Source organism: Tannerella serpentiformis (genome assembly GCF_003033925.1).
Classification (GTDB): Bacteria; Bacteroidota; Bacteroidia; order Bacteroidales; family Tannerellaceae; genus Tannerella; species Tannerella serpentiformis.
This window is the reverse complement of record NZ_CP028365.1, coordinates 2,074,374-2,095,036: the sequence shown is the minus strand read 5'-3', so window position 1 is coordinate 2,095,036 and position 20,663 is coordinate 2,074,374. Positions and strand designations below refer to the sequence as shown.

The window sequence follows — 20,663 nt, the reverse complement described above, 5'->3', positions numbered from 1 at the left end:
GCCCTCTCCCATGTAAGAAGGAGTACCCAGACAGATCTGCACCCCGACAAAACGCGGGCAAATCCGACCAAACACTTAGGATAATAAACCACCTCCGAGCGCGTTCTAACAGCGCATTTCGTGAAGCATGGAGACCCGTCGGACGAGTTGATATATCCATATCTTTGCGACCCGTTAAAAAAATGATAATTAAGAATGAAGGGTAAATTATTACCGATCGTATGCGTTTTGACTCTCTTGGGGGCCTGTTCTGTCCCCAAAGACGTGGCTTATTTTCAGGGGATCGACCGGCTGACTACAGCCGACCTAGAGCGGATGAATCAAACCTATGCGACCACTATCGCAGCGGACGACCTGCTCACCATCAACGTCACGGCATGGAATACCACCGTGGTGGCGCCGTTCAATCCTCCACCGTTTGCCTACATCCCCCAAGGCGAGACGTCTGTGGCAGCCGATTCAAAGCTCACTACTTATTTAGTTGACAAGGAGGGATACATCAACTTCCCCGTTTTAGGAAAAGTGCACGCCGCGGGCCTGACGAAGGCTGAACTCATCGACGCATTGCAGACTCGGATCAGGGAGTATGTCGATGGCGCTATGGTTCATGTGCAGATCGTCAACTTCAAAATCACCATCCTCGGTGAAGTGTCCCGTCCGGGCAGCGTCAACATCCGGAATGATCGCGTCTCTATACTCGACGCTCTCGGGATGGTCGGTGACTTAACGATCAACGCCAATCGCAAAAACATTCTCATCGTTCGCGACAACAACGGACGCAAGGAGTATGGGAGGCTGGACGTGACCAACCCGGAGATTTTCGCCTCGCCCTACTTTTATCTCAAGCAAAACGACGTCGTTTACGTCGAGCCCAACAATGCCAAGAAACGCAACGCAAACTATAGCTCCGCGCAACAGTATACTCTCACCATTATATCGACCATCCTCACGGCGGCATCGGTGATCACCACCGTCGTAGTGGCTCTCAGAAGAAAGTGATGGAAGCAAACAACCAACTACCGCGGGAGGACGGGCGCCCCGCCACGAATGATGCCGACGACCGCGAGGCCGTAGGCTTGCGCCCCATTATCGTCGGTTACTTACGACAACGTACCACTATACTCGTCTCGGCGGCCATCTCCCTCTTGGCAGCCATACTCTATCTCGTGTTGTACCCCAAAACTTACGAGATCATGGCCCGCGTGCAGATACAGGAAGACGCCGGAATGCTGGGAACCGGGAGCATCGGCCTCGGTGAAGCCTCCGGACTCATGAAAACGTTCGGCATCGGCAGCATGGGCGGTGGGAGCGTAAGCATCGACGACGAGATCTCCACTCTGAAGTCCAACAGCCTCATGCGCAAGATGGTTGTCGAGCTCGGTCTATATGCCGACTATCGAAGGCCCTACTCCCTGCTACGGATGTACGGTGAGGAACCCGTGCGCGTGACCTGCGACTCCGCCACGCTGGCCGCCCTCAACGACGAAGTGGAGTTCAAGCTACACCTCACGGACCGCGGTGCAGCTGAGATCACAGCCAAGACCAAGGGACAGAAGCAAACCTTCCACTTCGACCGCCTTCCGGCCGTCGTGCAACTCGACAAATGCACCTTCACCTTCACCCGCAACGCCGAGCCGACGGCTAAAAACGACATCACGCGCCTCGAGATCACCGTCTATCCCCCCAGTTGGGTGGCTGAGAAGGCTGCGGACGACTTCCTGATCGAGGATTACTCGAAATCGGCCAACATCATCGAGCTTTCATGTACCGACTACGAGCGCCAGCGGGCCAAGGACATGCTGAACGTACTCATCGACTATTACAACCACGATGCCTACGACTATAAGAAGGCCCAAAGCGACGTCTCGCTGGCCTTCCTCAGTGAGCGGATCATACACGTGACGGACGAGCTGGAGAAAGTCGAGAGGCAAATCGAACAATACAAGGCCGAGAACAAGATCACCGACGTAGAATACGACATCCAATACTACGCCGAGTACATGCGTGACATCAAGGGTCGACTCATCGAGGCCGAGACCCAGTCGAACATCATTGCCATGATGGACGCCTTCGTCAAGAACCCCGCCAACCGATATAAGCTCGTTCCCTCCCTGCTCACTACGAGCGAGACCGAGAGTAGCCCCATCTTTCTCTACAACCAAGCCCTCTTGGAGCGCGAGAAAGCCCTCCGAAACTCGAACGAGAGCAATCCCCTCGTCGCGTCGCTCACCACACAAGTGGACAGACTGCGCGAGACCGTGTTTCAGACCATCAATAACGCGCAACAAAGCATGACGCAGACCCGTCGGACCCTCGAAAAACAGGAACGTGAGCTCCTTGACCGCATGGGATCCGTCCCCGTTCAGGAGCGCGTCTATGTCGACTACAAGCGACAGCAAGAAATCCTGCAAGGCGTCTATCTCATCCTCTTGCAGAAGCGTGAAGAGATCAGTCTCGCCCTCGGGCAACGTACGGACCGTGCAAAAATCGTCGACACGGCCTTCGTCAAAGCCAAGCCCATAGGCCCCCGCAAGGTGTTTGCCTTGGTCGGCTTCGTGGTGCTCACCTTATTACTCTCGATTGGGTGGATCGTCTGCCGAGATCAGTATCGCCTGCTGCGCAAGGAGCTACGCAACAGCCGCGAAGGCTCCGAATCCTGACGCCGTCACCACCCCGCACGACATGTTTGGTAAATACGGACTCGTCCTCAAGAATGCCTCCTACCTGACCCTCTTCGAGGTCATGCGCATGGCCATGCCGTTCATCGCGCTGCCCTACCTCTTTCGCGTCGTGGGCGAGGAGCGTTACGGGACGGTCGTCTTTGCCCAAGCCATCGTAGCCCTATTCGCCCTTTTCATCCATTTCGGCCTCGACATTTCGGCCGTGCGCGACGTGGCCATCTATCGCAACAACCGCGAGCGACTCAACCAGATTTTTTCGGCCGTCATTTTCATCAAATCCACCCTCGCCCTTCTCGTAGGGGCCATCCTTGCGCTGGCCATTCACCTCATCCCCGCCTTGGGCAGCCTCTCGACGCTCATTTTTTATGCCTTCATCGCCTGCCTGGCTGACATTTTCCTGCCCGTGTGGTATTACCAAGGCTGTGAAAACATGAAGGTCCTCACCATTGTCCGCTTCCTCTCCATAGCCTTTTATACCGCGGCGCTCTTTCTCTGCATTCACCGCGAGGAGGACTATCCTCTCATTGCACTGCTGCAGTCGCTCGGTCTGGTGGTCTCCGCCGTCGTCTCCTGCGGATATGTATTCCTGCATGACCGCATCCGTCTCCGCATTCCGCCGACCACGATACTCGTGCGAACCTTCCGAGACAGTGTCCCCTTCTTCGCCTCACGTGCCTCACTGGCCGTCAACACCTACATGGCCAAAATCATGAGCGGTGTATACCTCTCCGGCGCCGAGGTGGCGGCCTTCGACGTGGCGCAGAAGGTGCTCAACGGCGGCATGGTGCCCATACAGATGCTCAACCAGGCGCTCTACCCCAACATCTCCCGCACACGCGACCGGGGGATGGTGCGCTCCCTGCTCCGCGTGGTCACGCTCCTCGTGTTCGGTGTCGCCGCTGCGCTCTTCACCTTCGCCGAGCCCATTGTCCGCATCCTCTCGCACGGCGAGCTGACCGAGGCTACCGCGCTACTACGTATGCTCTGCGTCCAGCTGACCTGCTCCGGCTTTTCGGTCTTTCTCGGCACCTCCGTGCTGGTGGCCTTCGGCCATCAACGCCCCTTCAACGTCAGCGTCATCTGCTCCACCGTCGCACTACTTATCTGCTACTCGGTGATGATCACCCTCCACCTCAACTCCATCTACCTCTACGCCGGGGCGCTCATTCTGGCCGAGATGGTCGTCCTCGCCTACCGCGCCTTTGCCGCCCGCCGCTATTGGCTCATCTAAAATCACACGCTCCGAGCCATTCGAAATCAGTGCGCGCTAAAAACGTGAAGCACATTTACCTCTGACTTCCCCCTTACACTCCTCCGTTTACCCTCAAAAACGCGTGAGTTCGATGTGCGATTTTCTGGAGGAAATCACCTGCCACAAACTTTTTCGGCTCACGTTCCTCAGGCCATCGTAGGATGGCCTTCATCGAACTCACGTCTTATTAGAGCCTTATCCTACTAAAGCGCCCCGATTAAGGCTTTCGGCGTACTTTTACGCTCGGAACAAGCACCACCCGCAATTCATGATTGACTTCCCCATACATACGGCCCTTGGTGTCACCTTCTTCAGCCTGTACTTCCTCTCCATGTTGGGTCTCGCCCTCGTAATCTTGTTGGAGAACCGCAACCCGCTGAAGACCATTCCTTGGATCATTGTCCTCCTCACCCTGCCGGGCATTGGTCTCGTCTTCTATTTTTTCTTCGGGCAAGACAATCGCCGTCGTCGAATCATCTCCCGACGCACCTATCGCCGCATTATGCGCCCCTTGAGCGCCGGCGGACCGCGTCAAGATAAGGTGAACGTACCGCCCGCTTATCGTCCGCTAATGCGCATGCTCAATCGGAACGGTCGCACGCCGCTCCTCTACGGCAGCCACATCGACATATACACCTCCGGCCAGGAAAAATTCACCGCCTTCCTCGAGGCACTCCGCAGCGCGCGCCACCACATCCATCTACAATACTATATCATAGCCGACGACGAGATCGGGCGCTGCGTGCGCCAAGTGCTCATCGAGCGTGCCCGGGCCGGCGTGGAGGTGCGGGTGCTGTATGACGACGTCGGCAGCTGGAGCGTGCCTCGCCGTTTCTTCGACACCATGCGCAACGCGGGCATTGAGGCCCACCCCTTCCTGCGGGTCGTCTTCCCGCTCTTCACCAGCAAAGTCAACTACCGTAACCATCGGAAAGTCGCCATCATCGACGGCCGCATCGGCTTTATGGGCGGCATGAACATCGCCGATCGCTACCTCCGCGGCGTGTCATGGGGCGTCTGGCGCGACACGCACTTCCGCATCGAAGGGAAGGGAGTCCACGGCCTGCAATCGTCCTTCCTCATCGACTGGTATGTCGTCACTCGCCAGCTCATCAAGGGCAAAGACTACTATCCGGACGAGAAATTTTACGACGATAATCTCATGCAGATCTTCTCCGGCGGTCCCACCGGGCGCTGGCGGATCCTCTTGCAGGCGTTCATCTTCTGCATCACCAACGCCAAGCGCTACCTCTACATTCAGACCCCCTACTTCCTGCCCACCGAGGGCCTCACCCAAGCGCTACAAACCGCCGCGCTGGGCGGCGTGGATGTGCGCCTCATGCTCCCCGAGCGATCCGACACCCGGAGCGCCCATCTCGCCTCGCATTCCTATCTCGACGACATGCTTCGGGCCGGTGTCAAGGTGTACTTCTATCGCGCGGGCTTCTTGCACTCCAAGCTCCTCGTGTCGGACGACGAAATCGCCTGCATAGGGTCCGCCAACTTCGACTTCCGCAGCTTCGAGCACAACTTTGAGATCAACGCCTTCGTGTACCATCGCCCCTTCGCGGAAAGTCTCCGCCGGATGTACATGGACGACCTCCGCTCCTGCGTCCCCGTCCGCGCCTACGACTGGGCCCGTCGCCCCTTCCACCTCCGACTCATCGAGTCCTTCCTCCGCCTCTTCTCGCCTCTGCTGTAAGCCTGGGGTGACCTCCTTCTCCTTGAGCGTAAACACGCACAACAAAAAAGTTCGGATAGTCTCCCCATTCCAGGAAAGCTCCATCCGAACTTCTATCACAAGCCTTTCGGCCTAACAACGTGTCGTCAACCGTTCACAACCACACCACCGCGCTCCTCGCCCGGGCGATGGATACGTAAGAGTGGCGCCTCCAAGTCCGATGCAAAGCAACGGAAGCGCCCCATCCGACGACTCCAGAACCATCCCGTGAACCCACAGAAGCCGCCCGACGCGAACAGGCGGATCGCACCCTCTAAGTCCTCCTTGCTGATCGGCGTAGCGACGTACACAGCCCGATCGAACGTCATGCTCATTGCCACCAAGCGCAACACATATCGATCCTCGTGCTCCTCAAACCATACCGGCGCAAGACCAGCAAACACAAACATCAAACCGGTAATTACGCCACAAACAAGCCATATCGAAAGACTTTCTCCCGGCAATAACAGACACATACACGCCACGTTTGCCACGAGCACTATCGCCGTCAGCGTTTTTACAAACGTGGAATACTTTGCGCGCACACGACGCGGCAATACAAATTGATTTTCCATGAGGTTTCTATTTTAGAAGTGAATAAAGTCAATACGATATTACAACGGCCGGACGATATCGACGCGCAACCCCAGTTCCCCGACGATGCGGTAAAACAGCCCCACGCCCGGCTCGACAGTGCCATTCTCAATCTTAGCGATCTGTGCACGCGTCATGCCTACTCGCCGGGCGAGTTCGTTTTGCGTCATGCCCGACTCTCGACGGGCCTCAGAGAGGATCTGCGAGGCGTAATACGCCCGCGCCTTCTCTTCAGACTTTGCCCGCTCCGGCGTCCCGATCTTGCCGAATTTCTCGTCAAGTACAAGATCATAGTCTACGATCTGATGATTGTTTGTCTCCATAATAAGCCTCCTTAATTCTTAAAGCCTTCTCTATTTCATGTTTAGGCGTTTCCTGCGTCTTCTTCATAAAACCACTAAATAATACCACAATCTGACCTTCATCAAAAATGAAGAACACGCGATAATTGTCACTTCCACACTTTACTCTCAATTCATACAGTTCGTCACGAATAAACTTCACAAACTTCTTCGACACCCGATCCTGAGTTTTCAAAAGGAGCAATCCATATTGCACTTTCTCTTGCACCTTCTCATCCAGTTCAGACATAAATGCCTCGAAGTATCCTCCGTATGTTCTAATCTTCCTCCTCATGGCACAAAGTTATGAATCTCCCCCCTACATCATTCCTTCCGACAGTGCCTTCCAGAGTGCGTCGCCAGCGGGCACGGGGGCAACGATCTCGATGGACAGCCCCGAGACGGGGTGCGTGAAGGCGATGCGGCGCGCATGCAGACTGATGCCGCCGTCCGGATTGGAGCGTTCGGCCCCATACTTCAGGTCGCCCTTGATCGAGCAACCCATGTGTGCCAACTGGCAACGGATCTGATGATGGCGACCCGTACGGAGGTCGATCTCCAGCAGGTGATAGCGGTCTGAGGAGGCCAGCAGACGATAATGAAGCTCGGCGCGACGTGCGCCTGGCCGGTCGGACTTGCAGACGTAGCTTTTGTTCTGTCGCTCGTTGCGCCAAAGCCAGTCGACGAGCACGCCCTCCGGCTCCGTCGGTCGTTGGCGCACGATGGCCCAGTATGTCTTACGGACGCCACCGTCGCGAAAAAGCGCATTCATACGCGCCAGTCCCTTGCTGGTCTTGGCAAAGACGACGGCGCCCGTGACCGGTCGATCGAGGCGATGCACAACGCCGACGAACACGTTGCCCGGCTTGGCGTATTTCTCTCTGATCCACTCCCGCAGCTCATCCGCCAGCGAGGAATCGCCCGTCTTATCGCCCTGCACGATCTCGTGGCACGTCTTGCTGACGGCGATCAGGTGATTGTCTTCGTAAATGACTTGCATATTCGTTTCGTTAGATAGATACATTGGGTGGTTGGGGGCAATATGGGTTGATCTTCAGACACCTGCGATAAGCTCCCACAAGTTGCAGGAGATCTCCGTACACCTACAATAAGCTCCCGCAAGTTGCAGGAGATCTTCGTACACCTACAATAAGCTTCCGCAAATTGCAGGAGATCTTCGTACACCTACAATAAGCTCCCGCAAATTGCAGGAGATCTTCGTACACCTACAATAAGCTCCCGCAAGTTGCAGGAGACCTTCGTACGCCTACAATAAGCTCCCGCAAGTTGCAGGAGATCTTCGTACGCCTACAATAAGCTCCCGCAAATTGCAGGAGATCTTCGTACGCCTACAATAAGCTCCCGCAAATTGCAGGAGATCTTCGTACGCCTACAATAAGCTCCCGCAAGTTGCAGGAGATCTCCGTACGCCTACAATAAGCTCCCGCAAGTTGCAGGAGATCTTCGTCGTTTGGCGATGTGCTCGACCACGAATAACTCAGATCATCCCTTCAATAGGCCACACCGATCGAGGTAATCGACGAAGCCGTTTAGGATACGTTCGTTACGGCGGACAATGTCGTCCTCGGAGAAGTCCAGCAGTTGGTCAGCCATCTCGAGCAGCTCATAGATCCGCGTACCGTTTGCCTTGCCTTTTCTCGTCTGTCGACCTTTGTAGAGGGCGGCTTTGTCGGCAAAGCGATAGTCCGAAACACGGATGTTGATGCGTTGCTCCAGCAACGACTTGTTTCCGAGCAGTTCGATTCGTTGCTGTATGGTCGATGAGGGTTGCGCCTCCACGCGATTGCGAGCGTAGATATGTTCGATGTGGAAGCTACAGCCGAGGTCTAACAGTTCTTGCTCGTCGAACTGGAATGCCCACCACGCAAGCATTGATTTCGTGATCTGCCGCTGATTATGGAACCGATAGTTATTGTACACGCTGACAAAGTTCTCCCGCTCGAAGCGGAAATTGACGAACGTCACCTCCGCTCCCCGGACAGTCTGCACCATCTCCTGAAAGGCTGGCGTACGGAGCGCGTTCACACCCGGGTTGGTCAACGTGTACGCCCAAATGAAGGCGGTGATCCGCTTGAGAAATTGGAAGAACGGTGCCTCCTCCAATAGGCCGTCTGGCTGACGGTGATGCAGGAAATAGACTGAGGTGAGGTAGGTCCACATCCCGTTGGGGGCATGGTCCAACACGAAGAGGCGGCGGAGGATCTTGTCTGAGAAGCGCTCCTTGTTTTGGGTGCGCACATCGCTCCAAAAGTCGGCCAACGCTTCGAGATCGTCGAGCGTCTGCTCTGCTTTGAGAATGCGGTAATTGTCCCGCTCGTAGAACTTGCGGAGGCCTTCCGTCGACGTATTTGTATTGCCCTGTATGGCGCGCAGATAGTACATGTAGCGCGTGAAGAGTTCATCCATCGGCGATCCGCCGACAGACTCCTTGAAGGTAGATGAAGCGAACTCCTCCAACCGTTTCCATCGTTCGATAAAGACGTCCTTCAACCCCATGGCCGCGTAGTGTTTGTAGCACTGCGCTTTGAAAATATCGGCGTCCGAGAGTGGTTTGCCGCGATCGTTGAGTGTGGAGAAGATCTGTAACGCGGAGTCCTGGTTATCGGCCTCAATGGGCAGCAGGATGCAGTTATTCAGAATACGCACAGGCAGGTAGCGGAAATAGCTCGGATAGTTGCTCAAAAAGGCATCGATCTTCTTCTCAAAGAAGCGGTAGTTCTCGGCATAGCGGCTTTTGAATCCATCGTCTACCTGACCACTTTTCAGGATCTCAAGGAACTCGCCCTTGTCTTCATCCGTGGCCACCTCGGAGTCGATCTTGAGTGCGTTTTTGTTCGCCTCCTTAAACGCATTGGTCTTCCATATGCACTGCTCGATCATTTCCCGCATCTTCTTCGTCTGCTGATCCTCTTGGTTGAAAGACCTTTCATAAAAGGCTCGCAACAGGAGCAGCAAAGTGGTGAGGCGCTGCTGTCCGTCGATGACCTCTTGTTTTCCTTGTCTGTTTTCAAAGGTTACGATGGGGCCGAGGTAGTATTCGTCGGAATCATCATTAAAGTGCTCGATGTTGTTGTCCGGAATGGCGAAGGCGAAGAGGTCGTCCCATAGGGTCTGACATTCGCTTTCGCTCCAGGCATAGGGGCGCTGATAGTCGGGGATCAAAAAGTCCGACCGCTTGTCGGAGAACAGTTCGATGACCGTCTTTTGGTCAATGTTGAGCTTGGACATATTTCTACTGCTACGTGTATGAATAACGCAAGAGAGGGAGCGGAGCCGCTACGGCTTTCCCCCTCTCTCTGTACAATCGATGCGCTGCGGATACTTACATGTTCATGCCGCCGTCCACCTGAATGACTTGGCCGGAGACGTAGGACGAAAGGTTTGAAGCAAGGAACACGGCAACGTCAGCAACGTCGTCCGGGGTGCCGCCGCGACGAAGCGGGATCTTCTTCTTCCATTCTTCACGTACGCTGTCGGGCAGGGCTTCCGTCATGGCTGTCTCGATAAAACCCGGAGCGATGGCGTTGGCGCGAATGCCCTTCGGTCCCATCTCTTGGGCTACGGACTTGGCCAGGGCGATCATTCCGGCTTTCGAGGCGGCATAGTTGGCTTGGCCGGCGTTGCCGTGGACGCCTACGACAGAGGCCATATTGATGATGCTGCCGCCGCGACGACGCATCATCACGGGTACACAGGCGTGGACAAAGTTGAAGGCTGACTTGAGGTTGACGGCGATCACGGCGTCCCACTGGGCCTCGCTCATGCGCAGCATCAGGCCGTCTTTGGTGATGCCGGCGTTGTTGACGAGGATGTCGAGACCGCCGAAGTCCTTCACCACTTCCTCGACGGTCTTATGGGCTTCGTCGAAGTCGGCGGCGTTCGATGCGTAGCCTTTTACGCGTACGCCGAGGGCACGGATCTCTTCTTCTGTGGCGCGACCGTTGTCGTCGATGACGAGGTCGGTGAATGCGATGTCTGCTCCTTCCGAAGCGAAACGCAGGGCGATGGCTTTACCAATGCCGCGTGCGGCGCCCGTGACGAGGGCGACTTTTCCTTCTAATAATTTCATTGTTATACGTCGTTTTGGGGGTTAATCGTAGTGGGATCCTTCTTTTCTTCCCTTGATGGAAGGAAAGAAGCAAAAGAAGATCAAGGCCCCACCGGGGCCGGGGAAGTTGACCGGGTACATAGGATTATACCCGGGTGCACAAGATCATATTTTGATCAGCGTGGCGCCGGCGGAGTATCCGCCACCGAAGACGCTGAGGCAGACAAGATCGCCCGCCAGGAAGCGTTCGCGGTTTTGAGCGTAGACGAGGGCGGAGCTGGCCGAGCCGGTGTTGCCGAGTTCAGCAATGTTGCTGAGGATCTTCTCCTCGGAGATACTGTTGCTGGTGGCGATGTTCTTGAGGATACGCATGTTGGCTTGGTGGCCGATGAAGTAGCTGAGGTCGTCGAACGTGTAGCCGTGGTGCGTGAGCAGGCGGAGGGCGTTCTGCGGCATGTAGGTGCAGGCTTGCAGGAAGACGTCCTTGCCTTCGGGCATGCGTATGCCACCGTCGCGGGGCCGAAGCTGGATGCTTTCGGGGCCTTTGCCGATGGTTCCGAGGGCTTCGGTGTAGACTTCCAAGACTTCGGCGTCTGTGTCCGCTATGCGTTCGTTTGAGAGGAAAAAGGCGACGGCGGCGTCGCCCCAGAGGTGGCCCGACTTGGGATCGTCCTCGTTGCTGTAGGCCGTGTTCTTATCGCCGCCGATGATGAGCGCACGGTGGGCCTTGCCCATCGCAAAATAGCCTTCGACGACCTCGAGCGCATTGATAAACGATGAACAAGCGGAGGAGAGCGTGAAGGCTTTGGCGTGGGGAATGGCGTAGTGGTGCTGGGCGACGTGGGCGGCGGTGCCGACGGTGTCGTAGGGGGAGTAGGTGGCGGCGATGAGGAGGTCTACCTCGCGGATGTCGTAGGGGAGACGGGGCAGGGCGTCGTGGATGGCCTCGAGCCCCATCGTGTTGATGTTTTCATCGGCCGCAGCGCGGGAGCGTGTGTGGATGCCGGTGCGCTGGACGATCCAGTCGTCCGTGAGGCCGGTCTTTTCGGTGTAATACGAGTTGGGTATCCGTTGTTTGGGGATGTAGTACCCGGTCGTGTTAATATACATTGTGCTTGACTTTGATGCCATTGAAGATGATGTTCAGAACGTTCTGCCGCTCGATGCCTTTACTCTTGCCCCACCCGTTGATGTGACCGCGGATGTAGGGTACTTCGAGGCCTTTGAGGGCGTGATGGATGATGTAGGCCGTCATGTCGATGTCGGTGATGGAGAAGAGGCCCTCGTTGACGCCGTCGTTGAGGATGTCGCGCAGGATTTCCGTCTCTCGGAGATCGAATTTCTTGCGGGCCTTCTCCACGCGCCAGATGTCGCGAAAGAAGGCAGCGCGGAGTGTGCCGTTGCGAAAGACAATGGCCTTGACGGCGTGGAGACGCATATAGATGTATGTGATCAGCTTTCTATCGGCTGGCAGTCGGCGTGCGGCCACCTCGAGGAGGGAGTCGACGAGCTTATCGAGCTCGGCCTCGACGACGGCGTCGAAGACGTCGTCTTTGCTTTTGAAGTAGGTGTAAAGTGTGCGGCGGCCCTTTTGCGAGGCTTGGGCAATATCGTTCATCGTGGTGTTTTGGAAGCCCATGCGGGCAAAGAGTTGACGGGCTACGTCAACCAATACTTCACGCGTTTTGGAGACAGAAATAGACACGGACACTGCACACTTTCGATTGATTTGTGCGCAAAAGTAGACAAAAAGGCAGTTACAGATCACCAACTCCGACCCCGTCGTGGGCAAAGGACCGCGCCGACGAGTCATTGCTTTAGCGCCAAAGCGCAGCATTCAGAGTGCGAGGCGCAAGCGAAACATACGTCAGGTCATTCGTGATCAAACTTTGTTCACGCGCGAGCAACAAGAAGCTAGCGAGTGATCAAATTTCGATGACGCACGAGCAACAAGAAGCTGGCTTGTGATCAAATTTTGTTCACGCGTGATCGAATTTTGATGACGCACGAGCTTTTTTACCTCTCGCGTGATCGAATTTTGATGATGTGTGATCAACTATTCCCCTTAAAAGCAGAAGAGCTGATGTCGAAGCAAGTAGACTGATAATTAGGAGGAAAGAAGTCGATATGCTTTCGGTTGCGTCGAGCGGAAAAGGCAGAAAAGTGCGGATCCGAGCAAAAGTTCAGTTACCAAACCATTACCCAGTCTGGTGGTAGGTAACGACGGTGCAGTGATAGGTAACTGAGCCTTTCTCGCACACGGCTCTTTTGCATTGATATACAGGAATCTGCACAGGTAACGGGCGCTTTGAACCGGGTAATTTTGCCCACAGTTTTCAAAGCGTATGGATGACATGAAAATGAAGGTGTTGCTCTACCTCAAAAAGGGCACTCTAGACAGGTCAGGCAAGGCGCCGATCATGGGACGCATCACGCTGGGACGTTCCATTGCACAGTTCAGTTGCAAGCTATTCTGCAATCCCGATTTGTGGAACCCGCGCGAAAGTCGGATGGACGGAAAGAGTCGCGAGGCCGTTGAGGTCAATGCCAAGTTGGACAACCTCCTTCTCGCCGTTCAGGCCTCCTATCAATCCTTGCTTGCCAAGGGCTCACCGTTCGACGCGACGGACATCAAGGAGCATTTCCAAGGCTGCGTGCAGAGTCGCGCCATGCTTTTGGAACGGTTCGATGACCTGATCAAGGAGATGGAGGAGCACGTCGGTATCGACATCAAGGAAAATTCCTTGGTCTCGTATCGTCAGACAAGAGCACAATTGCATCGATTTATTCGGGCGAAACACAATGTTTCTGATTTGGCCTTTTCGCAGCTCACGGAGGACTTCATCCAACAATTCGAGCAGTATGTAACCGGAGAGGTGGGTCTGAAACAGAGCACTTGCTACAACATGATCGTCCTTATCAAAAAGGTATGCAAGCTGACGTACCGCGAAGGGGCTGCTGACACCTTGCTATTTGACAATGTGCATATAGACAAGGGGGATAGCCGACTGCCCAAAGCGCTCGATAAGGATGCGTTAGACAAGTTGAAAGCACTGCGTTTTGACGGTTTGGACGGGGATATGAAAACCTCCCGCGATGTGTTCCTTTTCGCCTGTTACACCGGTGCCGCCTATTGCGATCTGATGGCGCTGAACCGTGAGCATCTTATTCGCGATGATGAGGGCGCCCTTTGGCTGAAGTTCAACAGGCAGAAGACAGGCGTCCTTTGTCGCGTAAAGCTGTTGCCCGAAGCCCTTCGGTTGTTGAAGCAGCTACACAGCGATGCAAGAGAGACGTTGCTGCCTTATATGAACTACGCCACCTATTTGTCTTGCCTGAAAGCGATTTCGCTAAGGGCTGGACTGTCTTTGACCATCACCACGCACACCGCCCGGCACACCTTCGCCACACTCGTGACCTTGGAGCAGGGTGTGCCCATCGAGACCGTCAGCAAGATGCTTGGGCATAGCACGGTGCGCATGACCGAGCGATATGCGAAAGTCACACCGCAAAAGCTGTTTGAGGAGTTCGACCGCTTGATCGCCTTCACCGAAGACTTGCACCTAACCATTTAACCACAGCCGACATGAGAAGTACATTCAACATCCTGTTCTACATCAACAGACAGAAGACGAAGACAGATGGAAAGACAGCCATCTTTTGTCGCGTCACCATCGATGGCAGAAGTGCGGTTATGACAACCGGCGAGGAATGTTTGCCGGCCGAATGGAACAGCAGACAGGGTACAACCGGCGAAAAGAAAATCAATCAACATCTCGCAGCGTTCAGGGAGCTTGTGGAAAAGACCTACTCGGAAATGCTCACGAAAGACGGCGTGGTCAGCGCTGAACTCCTCAAGAACCGCTTGCAGGGTGTTGCCGCTGCTCCTGCCACCCTTTTGGCTATGAGCGAGGCCGAACTGCAATCCGTTAAGGCATGCGTGGGTAGGTCAAGGTCTGAAGGCACCTATCGAAATCACACCTATTCGGACAAGATGCTTCGCGATTGGATAGAAAACAAAGGGCGAAAGGACATACTCATCGACGCTGTTACAGGAGACTTGTTTGAGGAGTTCCGTTTCTATCTCAAGAAGAAACGGTTTACAGCGAAGACGGTCAATCGGCACCTTTGTTGGCTCTGCCGATTGATGTATCGGGCGGTCAGCAAAAGGATCATTCGCTACAATCCTTTTGAAGATGCCACCTATGAAAAGGAGGAAAGGAAGATTCGCTTCTTGCAAAAGAGCGATGTGGCCAAGCTCATGGTGCTAAAGGTGAACGACAGGGAAGCAGAGCTGGCTCGACAGATGTTTCTCTTCTCCTGCTTCACCGGACTGGCCATTGCGGACATGGAGCGCCTAAAGTTCTCGCACATTCAAACAGCCGCCGATGGTAAGAGATATATCCGCAAGGAACGGCAAAAGACGAAAGTGGAGTCTGTCGTGCCGTTACATCCGATAGCGGAAGAGATCCTTAGCAGATGCCTAGAGGACCAGACAGTGAAAGAAGAAGGCGACGACCTTGTCTTTCCATACGATTGCAGCCGTAGCGCGATGAACAACAAACTGAGCACTGTGGGTCTGGCATGTGGTATCAGACAACGCCTGTCTTTCCACATGGCTCGTCACACGTTCGGAACCTTGTCACTCAGTGCTGGTATCCCGATAGAGAGCATCGCCAAGATGATGGGGCACGCGTCCATATCCAGCACGCAGATCTATGCGCAGGTGACGGACAAAAAGATCTCGGAGGACATGGACGAGTTGATTCGGAAGCAACAAGCAGCGTTAGCGTGATCCCCGCACGGCTGTTCCAACGTGATGCGGTATGCTTTTTCTCTTTCATCGAATAGATCTTACTACATGACTACAACGGGGGTAATACAGTGAAAGAAGAGGAATTGGGGTGTAGTCGCTATACAACCAGAAATTGTCTGCTCGACTTTGATCCAACTTACAAAGAGTCGAGGTATTGCTTTGGCTTTATCTTGTGATGCTTGTGGAAGGCCTTCGTGAAGTGGCTAAGATTGGTGTATCCGATTTCATACCCCACCTCGGATACAGAATAAAGGCGAGTGGACAACAGTCGTTTTGCCCATTCCATCTTTTCAGATAGGGCATATTCGGCAATCGCGCTACCGATGACCTGCTTAAAACACTTCTGTAATTTGGAACTGCTCATATTGGCCTCACGTGCCAATTCAGAGAGACTCGGTGCGTTGTTCAAATTCCGCAAAATCAGACGTCGGATACGGAATACAGACTCCACATCGTGTAAATTCAAGTTGGCAAAAGGTTTTACTTCAGAACGCCTTTCGAGTTTTTCGAGAAACATTGTCAGTAGCTCTATTGCTTTTCCATGCAGATGGAGCAGGGAGAGAGGCGCATTGTTTTCAACTATTGACTTGATACCGTATAGTGTCTGCTGCATGGCCGGCGTAATGGTCTCAAACAGATAAAAAGACTTGTCTGACTGGAACAACCTACTGATGTAGGTTTCGTGAGCCGCATCTATTCGCTCTATCCAATCCTTGTTGAAAGTCAATGTGATATTTTCGTACTTCCGCTTAGGATCGAATGTCCATTCCGTAGGAATATTGCTCGAAGGCATAAAGATACCGTCGAGCGTGTCCACCCCGACCGTTTTCGTGCTTGTGCCGATAATCTGCTCGTGTTTGTACTCGTTAACATAGAACATCACGGGAATCCATTTTGAGTTTTCTACCGAGCGACGCACCATTGTCATCGGTTCGTATGACATGAAACTGATATAGGTCAATGTGAGCCACGGCAACGGATAATATTGTTTGAAAAATCCGCGACCCACTGAAGCCGGAACGGTAAAACCGTTATTCGTCACCGATGTGCCAAATTGTTCGGCAACCATCTCCATCCAATCTTCGGGCTTGTTGATAGCACAAAACTCTATGGTCATACCATTGTATCTCTCTATATAAATACACGTGAGTTCGATGTAAGCAAAGAACTTCTACGGAAGCCACGCGAGGGCCAAAACGTTTTTAGAAATGCTTGCACCAGCGGTGCAACGACTAAAAAGTACTTTTTACGGCTTGCACCATCGGTGCAAGAGCCCAAAAGCAGTTTTTGAGGTTTGCACCGCTGGTGCAAGCGTCTCCAAAAACACTTTGACCGTTACAGCGCGCTATCCAAGACATTCTTCAGGAATAAGGAATCTCATTCTTTCGTCGAACTCACGTAAATACAAACAAACAAGGGTGAAAAGAGGTTCATCCTATGCTTTTATCCTTGTTGAGTTATACCTTCTGTTGAAAGAGAACAAGAGTATTCCCTCAAAAAGGAATACTCTTACGATATGAGATTTATTCAAATGCGACCAAACTTGAAGGAACTCCCACGGCTGTAACAATGGGTGTTTGCGAACATTCGCCTGTCCTGGTATTGTAGGTATAGTAACCCGTTCCGTTATTACATGTCATTCCAAAGACGATGAAGTCCTTGTACTTTGTTATTGCGAAAGAACCATTGCTGTCGGTCATCGGCAAATCGAGTTTTTCAATGGTTTTGTTCCAAATATCGATTCTTACGGGCTGGAAGTCTTTCTTCAGTATTCCGAATTCTGTATCCGTTACTTTCAGACAGCTATATACAATGCCATTACCTGCATAGTAAGACTTTATCATATACTGCCCTGTCTTTCCTATTCCCTTGATGGTCGTTTTCGATAAGTTGAACAGATAATCGGTATCCCATTTGTCGCTCCCCTTGCGAATGCGTAGGAAACCTTCCTTATCGGCAACATTGAAATTGTTGCCTGCACTGTAAAAGTAGATGTCGCCCCGCTCGTCTATAAAGGCATCGGAGTGACGGAACAATCCGACCACACTTGTTCGGTTGTCCTTGATGACCTCGATCTTTTTCGTTTTAAGATCAATAACAGCCACCTCTGCACCCGTTCCTGGTACGGAAGTGTGGGGCGAATTGAGCTGGTTGAGGGCTACATACATCTTTCCATCACGAATGACATTGCAGCCGGGATCGGGATTATTGTCCTGAACAGCATAAGGCGAGAGATCAATTTCATCCTCTTTTTGCAATGTGGCAGTATTGATTAACGCAATCTTGCCCCTTCCGTGCAATGGGACGTATGCGTGCTGCTCGTCGATGAAGTTGATTTCTCCGGGCTGCGCCATCTGTTCAAAGGTCATCGTACCTGCTTTTATAAGTTCACCGTGCGCCCCTCTTGTGAACTTGTGCACTTTGTCTCCGAATTTCCCTTCGGGTACAAGTACCGTGTTTCCTTTTGCGAAGAGATAACACCCGAAACCGAATTCAAATGCTTTCTTATTGTCAGTCGCTTGAGGTGTCAAATCACTGAAAGTGCCTACATATGCGCTTTTGTCCACATAATGTACAAACGCGAAATGTTGTTGCACCTCATTAGGCGTAGGTTTGGGGTCATCGTGCTTACCACAAGACGTCAGTCCTATGGAGCTGGCCAGCATAGCAGAAAAAGCTATGTACTTCAATGTTGTTGTTCTCATTCTTATTCGTGTTTAGAGTTATAAAATCCCTTTTGAAAAGACGTATCTGAATTTCAAGTGGAATGTCCGCCCTGCCAACGGTTGACGATACTGATCCCACACTTCTTTATTCATCAGATTGTGGCATTCCAAAGCAATGGAATATCTGTTCTTGTAGGTCAATAGCAAGCCTATGTCATTGACAAAACTGCGAGAGATGCGCCGTTTCTGTAATTCGGTAAGTTCCCAGAAGTAGAAAAACTCTTCCGTGAACTTTCCGTCCCAAAATGCCTTGACATACCAATTCTTGAGTAATTGGTCACTGTGATATTCTGCTCCGAAGTTGGCGAACAGGTAGGGAATATTCGGCAGTCGCAGCCCTTTTGTCGGATTGGGGGCTTGGGTGCCCGGCAAATGCTCCAAGACATCGCGGACATCCTGATAAGTCAGATTCCCATAGGCATAGACTGTCGGCGATATATCCAATTTCAACTCGGTCTCTATGCCCTTAATATGTACCCTTTCAGCATTCACATATCCGGCTGCCATATGCTGCTTCATCAGCTTTATCATGTCGCTTACCTGCATGTAAAAGCCGTTTACCTCAAACTGTAATCGCGAAAGTCCGAGTACGTTGTTTTTGTCTATCAAGAATCCCAGATTGAAGTTGTGGCTTTTCTCTGGTTTCAATCCAGCAGCAGGAAAAGTTATGATGCCGTCACCGAACAACTCTTGCGAATTAGGGAGACGTATTGCTCGTTGATAGGAAGCCTTCAGATGAAAGCCACTGAACGGTTCATATTTCACTGCTTCTATCCATCCGATTTGCGATGTCGTATTGCTCTTTTTCTTCGGAGCCTCAATCATCTCGTATGAAGTCAAATCCTCTATCTCAGAATGGAGATGGAAATACTTTACAGAGAGCATATTCGTCAGTTTCCTGTCTAAGAGTTTCGCTTCCCAAGTCAAACCTGAGACAACGCCGGTCCTTTTGCTGGGAAATCCTCCAATGACAAAACCGGCATGTCGGCTTGCTATGTCGTCATTTGGCTGTCTGCGGGCGTAGTTAATAAGCGTATTCAGGTTCAGGTTGTGATTAGCGGACAATCTGTAATCGAAATTGATGCGCTCGTTGATTTCCAAACCTTTGTCGTTTGAGTTATGAGGCACATCTCCCGTCTCTCCCTGTCCGTTCGGGCTCGGATATATGTTCCCCTCAAAATCATGATTCACTCGTGCCGTATCCACAAAATTGTTCGTCGTATGCGAGAGGGAGAAATGAGACTCGAAGTCAAGGCAGTTGTTCAGCATTCCACTTTTTATCAGTTTGTTCTCGAGCATGAACATCCCGGATTTGTCTTCGGCATACCGGATGTTCTTCAATACCCCTTGCATCTCATTGAAACGATTATAGTACCCGAATTCGGTACTCATCTCATCGAACCAAAGTTTGCTGAAAGCGATTTTCCCTTTCAGCATATACGACCGAAAACAGTCGTGGTCTCGCTTTACCAATAAGTCCTCTCTTTCGGGAACTCTAAAAGAGTAATCATTCTTTGCAGACGTATAATAACCTCCCGCACCGAGCAGGATACCACTCTTGGGGAAGTTCTTACGAGAGAAGACACTAGCCTTGTGTGTTTGATAAGAGCCAAGTTCATATGAAGCATCTAAGTAGTCCGTACTAAATTCTTTCGTCACAATATTGACGGCACCACCCAGTCCGTCGCAACCAAATCGTGCAGGAATAATGCTTTTGTAAACCTCTATTCGTTCGATAATATCTATCGGTATCTCATCAAGCGAAAAGGCACCATCCGAAGTATTCATCGGTATACCGTCCCAAAGAATTTGAATGCGGTTCCCCTCCAAACCATGGACGATAATTCTCGAACTGCTTCCCAAGCCACCAGTCTGCCCGACTTTCAATCCAATGGTCTTGTTCAAGATGGTTTCTAAAGATACGGAGCGACCTTGCAGCTCCTTTGCGTTTATCACGGAAACAGCCTCAGGCGATTCTCTGATAATCCGGGCTTTTGTTTTTCCGAAGACCACGACATTCTCCAACGCCATTGCATCGGGATTAAGTTTTATCGTGTACCTCTTCCCATCAGAAGTTATGGTGTCGGTAGCTGTTTGATAGCCGACATAACTCACACTTAGCACAAGTTTCCGCCCGACATCTGCATTCACCCTTGCGATGCCTTTGCGGTCAGTCGTTGTGCCATCCATATATAAGGAAGAGCCCAATGCTCTCCATTGAAGTGTTGCCGATTCAATAACACTTTCCTTTTCGCTATCTATGACACGAATCTCCGTTATCTGCTTCTGAGCAAAAAGAGGAAGCGACAATAGAGAACTCATTGTAAGTATTATCCTGCATATGCAAGCCGCCTTTGAAATCAACATCTTATTCGTTCATGAAAAATCTGCGCAAAGGTGTCGGTACATCAAAGAAGTAAATACCCCTATCAAGCACATCTATACCCCTATCGAGTTGAACCGT

General features: G+C 52.4%; 17 protein-coding genes. 6 read left to right on the top strand and 11 right to left on the bottom strand.

Features of this window, described 5'->3' with window-relative positions; all coding sequences use genetic code 11:
- Positions 1 to 195 precede the first annotated feature (195 nt).
- The 4 genes from C7123_RS08785 to cls all read left to right on the top strand — a co-directional run bounded on the left by C7123_RS08785 (position 196) and on the right by cls (position 5,635).
- A complete protein-coding gene (locus C7123_RS08785; RefSeq protein WP_037999023.1) occupies positions 196 to 999 on the top strand; it encodes a polysaccharide biosynthesis/export family protein in 804 nt (267 codons plus the stop codon).
- Positions 999 to 2,660, top strand: a complete 1,662-nt coding sequence (locus tag C7123_RS08780; RefSeq protein WP_069174777.1) for a GumC family protein — start codon at positions 999 to 1,001, stop codon at positions 2,658 to 2,660. The genes C7123_RS08785 and C7123_RS08780 overlap by 1 nt, the downstream gene beginning before the upstream one ends.
- Positions 2,661 to 2,682: 22 nt before the next feature.
- Positions 2,683 to 3,912, top strand: a complete 1,230-nt coding sequence (locus tag C7123_RS08775; RefSeq protein WP_083206793.1) for an oligosaccharide flippase family protein — start codon at positions 2,683 to 2,685, stop codon at positions 3,910 to 3,912.
- Between the two features lie 289 nt (positions 3,913 to 4,201).
- On the top strand, positions 4,202 to 5,635 hold the full coding sequence (cls, locus tag C7123_RS08770) for a cardiolipin synthase (RefSeq protein ID WP_037999018.1): 1,434 nt from the start codon (positions 4,202 to 4,204) through the stop codon (positions 5,633 to 5,635).
- A 125-nt stretch (positions 5,636 to 5,760) separates the two neighbouring features.
- Here cls and C7123_RS12965 read toward each other — a convergent pair whose 3' ends face one another.
- The 8 genes from C7123_RS12965 to C7123_RS08730 form a co-directional block, all read right to left on the bottom strand.
- The gene (locus C7123_RS12965; protein WP_159049882.1) at positions 5,761 to 6,063 is read right to left on the bottom strand and encodes a hypothetical protein; all 303 of its coding nucleotides are present in this window, start codon (positions 6,061 to 6,063) and stop codon (positions 5,761 to 5,763) included.
- Positions 6,064 to 6,267: 204 nt separating this feature from the next.
- Positions 6,268 to 6,570: a helix-turn-helix transcriptional regulator gene (locus C7123_RS08760; protein WP_037996831.1), complete on the bottom strand. Its 303-nt coding sequence runs from the start codon at positions 6,568 to 6,570 to the stop codon at positions 6,268 to 6,270.
- On the bottom strand, positions 6,536 to 6,883 hold the full coding sequence (locus C7123_RS08755) for a type II toxin-antitoxin system RelE/ParE family toxin (RefSeq protein WP_037996834.1): 348 nt from the start codon (positions 6,881 to 6,883) through the stop codon (positions 6,536 to 6,538). Before C7123_RS08755 ends, C7123_RS08760 begins: the two co-directional genes overlap by 35 nt.
- Before the next feature lie 24 nt (positions 6,884 to 6,907).
- Complete coding sequence (locus C7123_RS08750) at positions 6,908 to 7,588, bottom strand: RluA family pseudouridine synthase (RefSeq protein WP_069174775.1); 681 nt, start codon at positions 7,586 to 7,588, stop codon at positions 6,908 to 6,910.
- A 503-nt stretch (positions 7,589 to 8,091) separates the two neighbouring features.
- On the bottom strand, positions 8,092 to 9,837 hold the full coding sequence (locus C7123_RS08745; protein ID WP_069174774.1) for a DUF262 domain-containing protein: 1,746 nt from the start codon (positions 9,835 to 9,837) through the stop codon (positions 8,092 to 8,094).
- A 94-nt stretch (positions 9,838 to 9,931) separates the two neighbouring features.
- Entirely contained in the window at positions 9,932 to 10,678 is a 747-nt protein-coding gene (fabG, locus tag C7123_RS08740; RefSeq protein ID WP_069174773.1) for a 3-oxoacyl-[acyl-carrier-protein] reductase, read from the bottom strand.
- A gap of 144 nt (positions 10,679 to 10,822) precedes the next feature.
- Complete coding sequence (locus C7123_RS08735; RefSeq protein WP_069174772.1) at positions 10,823 to 11,767, bottom strand: 3-oxoacyl-ACP synthase III family protein; 945 nt, start codon at positions 11,765 to 11,767, stop codon at positions 10,823 to 10,825.
- Entirely contained in the window at positions 11,757 to 12,362 is a 606-nt protein-coding gene (locus C7123_RS08730) for a TetR/AcrR family transcriptional regulator (protein ID WP_037978915.1), read from the bottom strand. Before C7123_RS08730 ends, C7123_RS08735 begins: the two co-directional genes overlap by 11 nt.
- A 640-nt stretch (positions 12,363 to 13,002) precedes the next feature.
- Here C7123_RS08730 and C7123_RS08725 point away from each other — a divergent pair.
- Positions 13,003 to 14,232 carry a site-specific integrase gene (locus tag C7123_RS08725; protein WP_069174771.1) on the top strand — a complete coding sequence of 410 codons (1,230 nt, stop codon included), beginning with the start codon at positions 13,003 to 13,005 and terminating at the stop codon, positions 14,230 to 14,232.
- An 11-nt stretch (positions 14,233 to 14,243) separates the two neighbouring features.
- Positions 14,244 to 15,452 (top strand): site-specific integrase, encoded by a 1,209-nt coding sequence (locus tag C7123_RS08720; RefSeq protein WP_069174770.1) that lies wholly within the window; start codon positions 14,244 to 14,246, stop codon positions 15,450 to 15,452.
- A gap of 157 nt (positions 15,453 to 15,609) precedes the next feature.
- On the opposite strand, the gene C7123_RS08715 is transcribed toward C7123_RS08720, so the two are convergent.
- The 3 genes from C7123_RS08715 to C7123_RS08705 all read right to left on the bottom strand — a co-directional run bounded on the left by C7123_RS08715 (position 15,610) and on the right by C7123_RS08705 (position 20,521).
- A complete protein-coding gene (locus tag C7123_RS08715; RefSeq protein WP_069174769.1) occupies positions 15,610 to 16,590 on the bottom strand; it encodes a helix-turn-helix domain-containing protein in 981 nt (326 codons plus the stop codon).
- Positions 16,591 to 16,996: 406 nt separating this feature from the next.
- A complete protein-coding gene (locus C7123_RS08710; protein ID WP_037997851.1) occupies positions 16,997 to 18,178 on the bottom strand; it encodes a hypothetical protein in 1,182 nt (393 codons plus the stop codon).
- An 18-nt stretch (positions 18,179 to 18,196) separates the two neighbouring features.
- Complete coding sequence (locus C7123_RS08705) at positions 18,197 to 20,521, bottom strand: TonB-dependent receptor (protein WP_237269306.1); 2,325 nt, start codon at positions 20,519 to 20,521, stop codon at positions 18,197 to 18,199.
- Between the last annotated feature and the right edge of the window lie 142 nt (positions 20,522 to 20,663).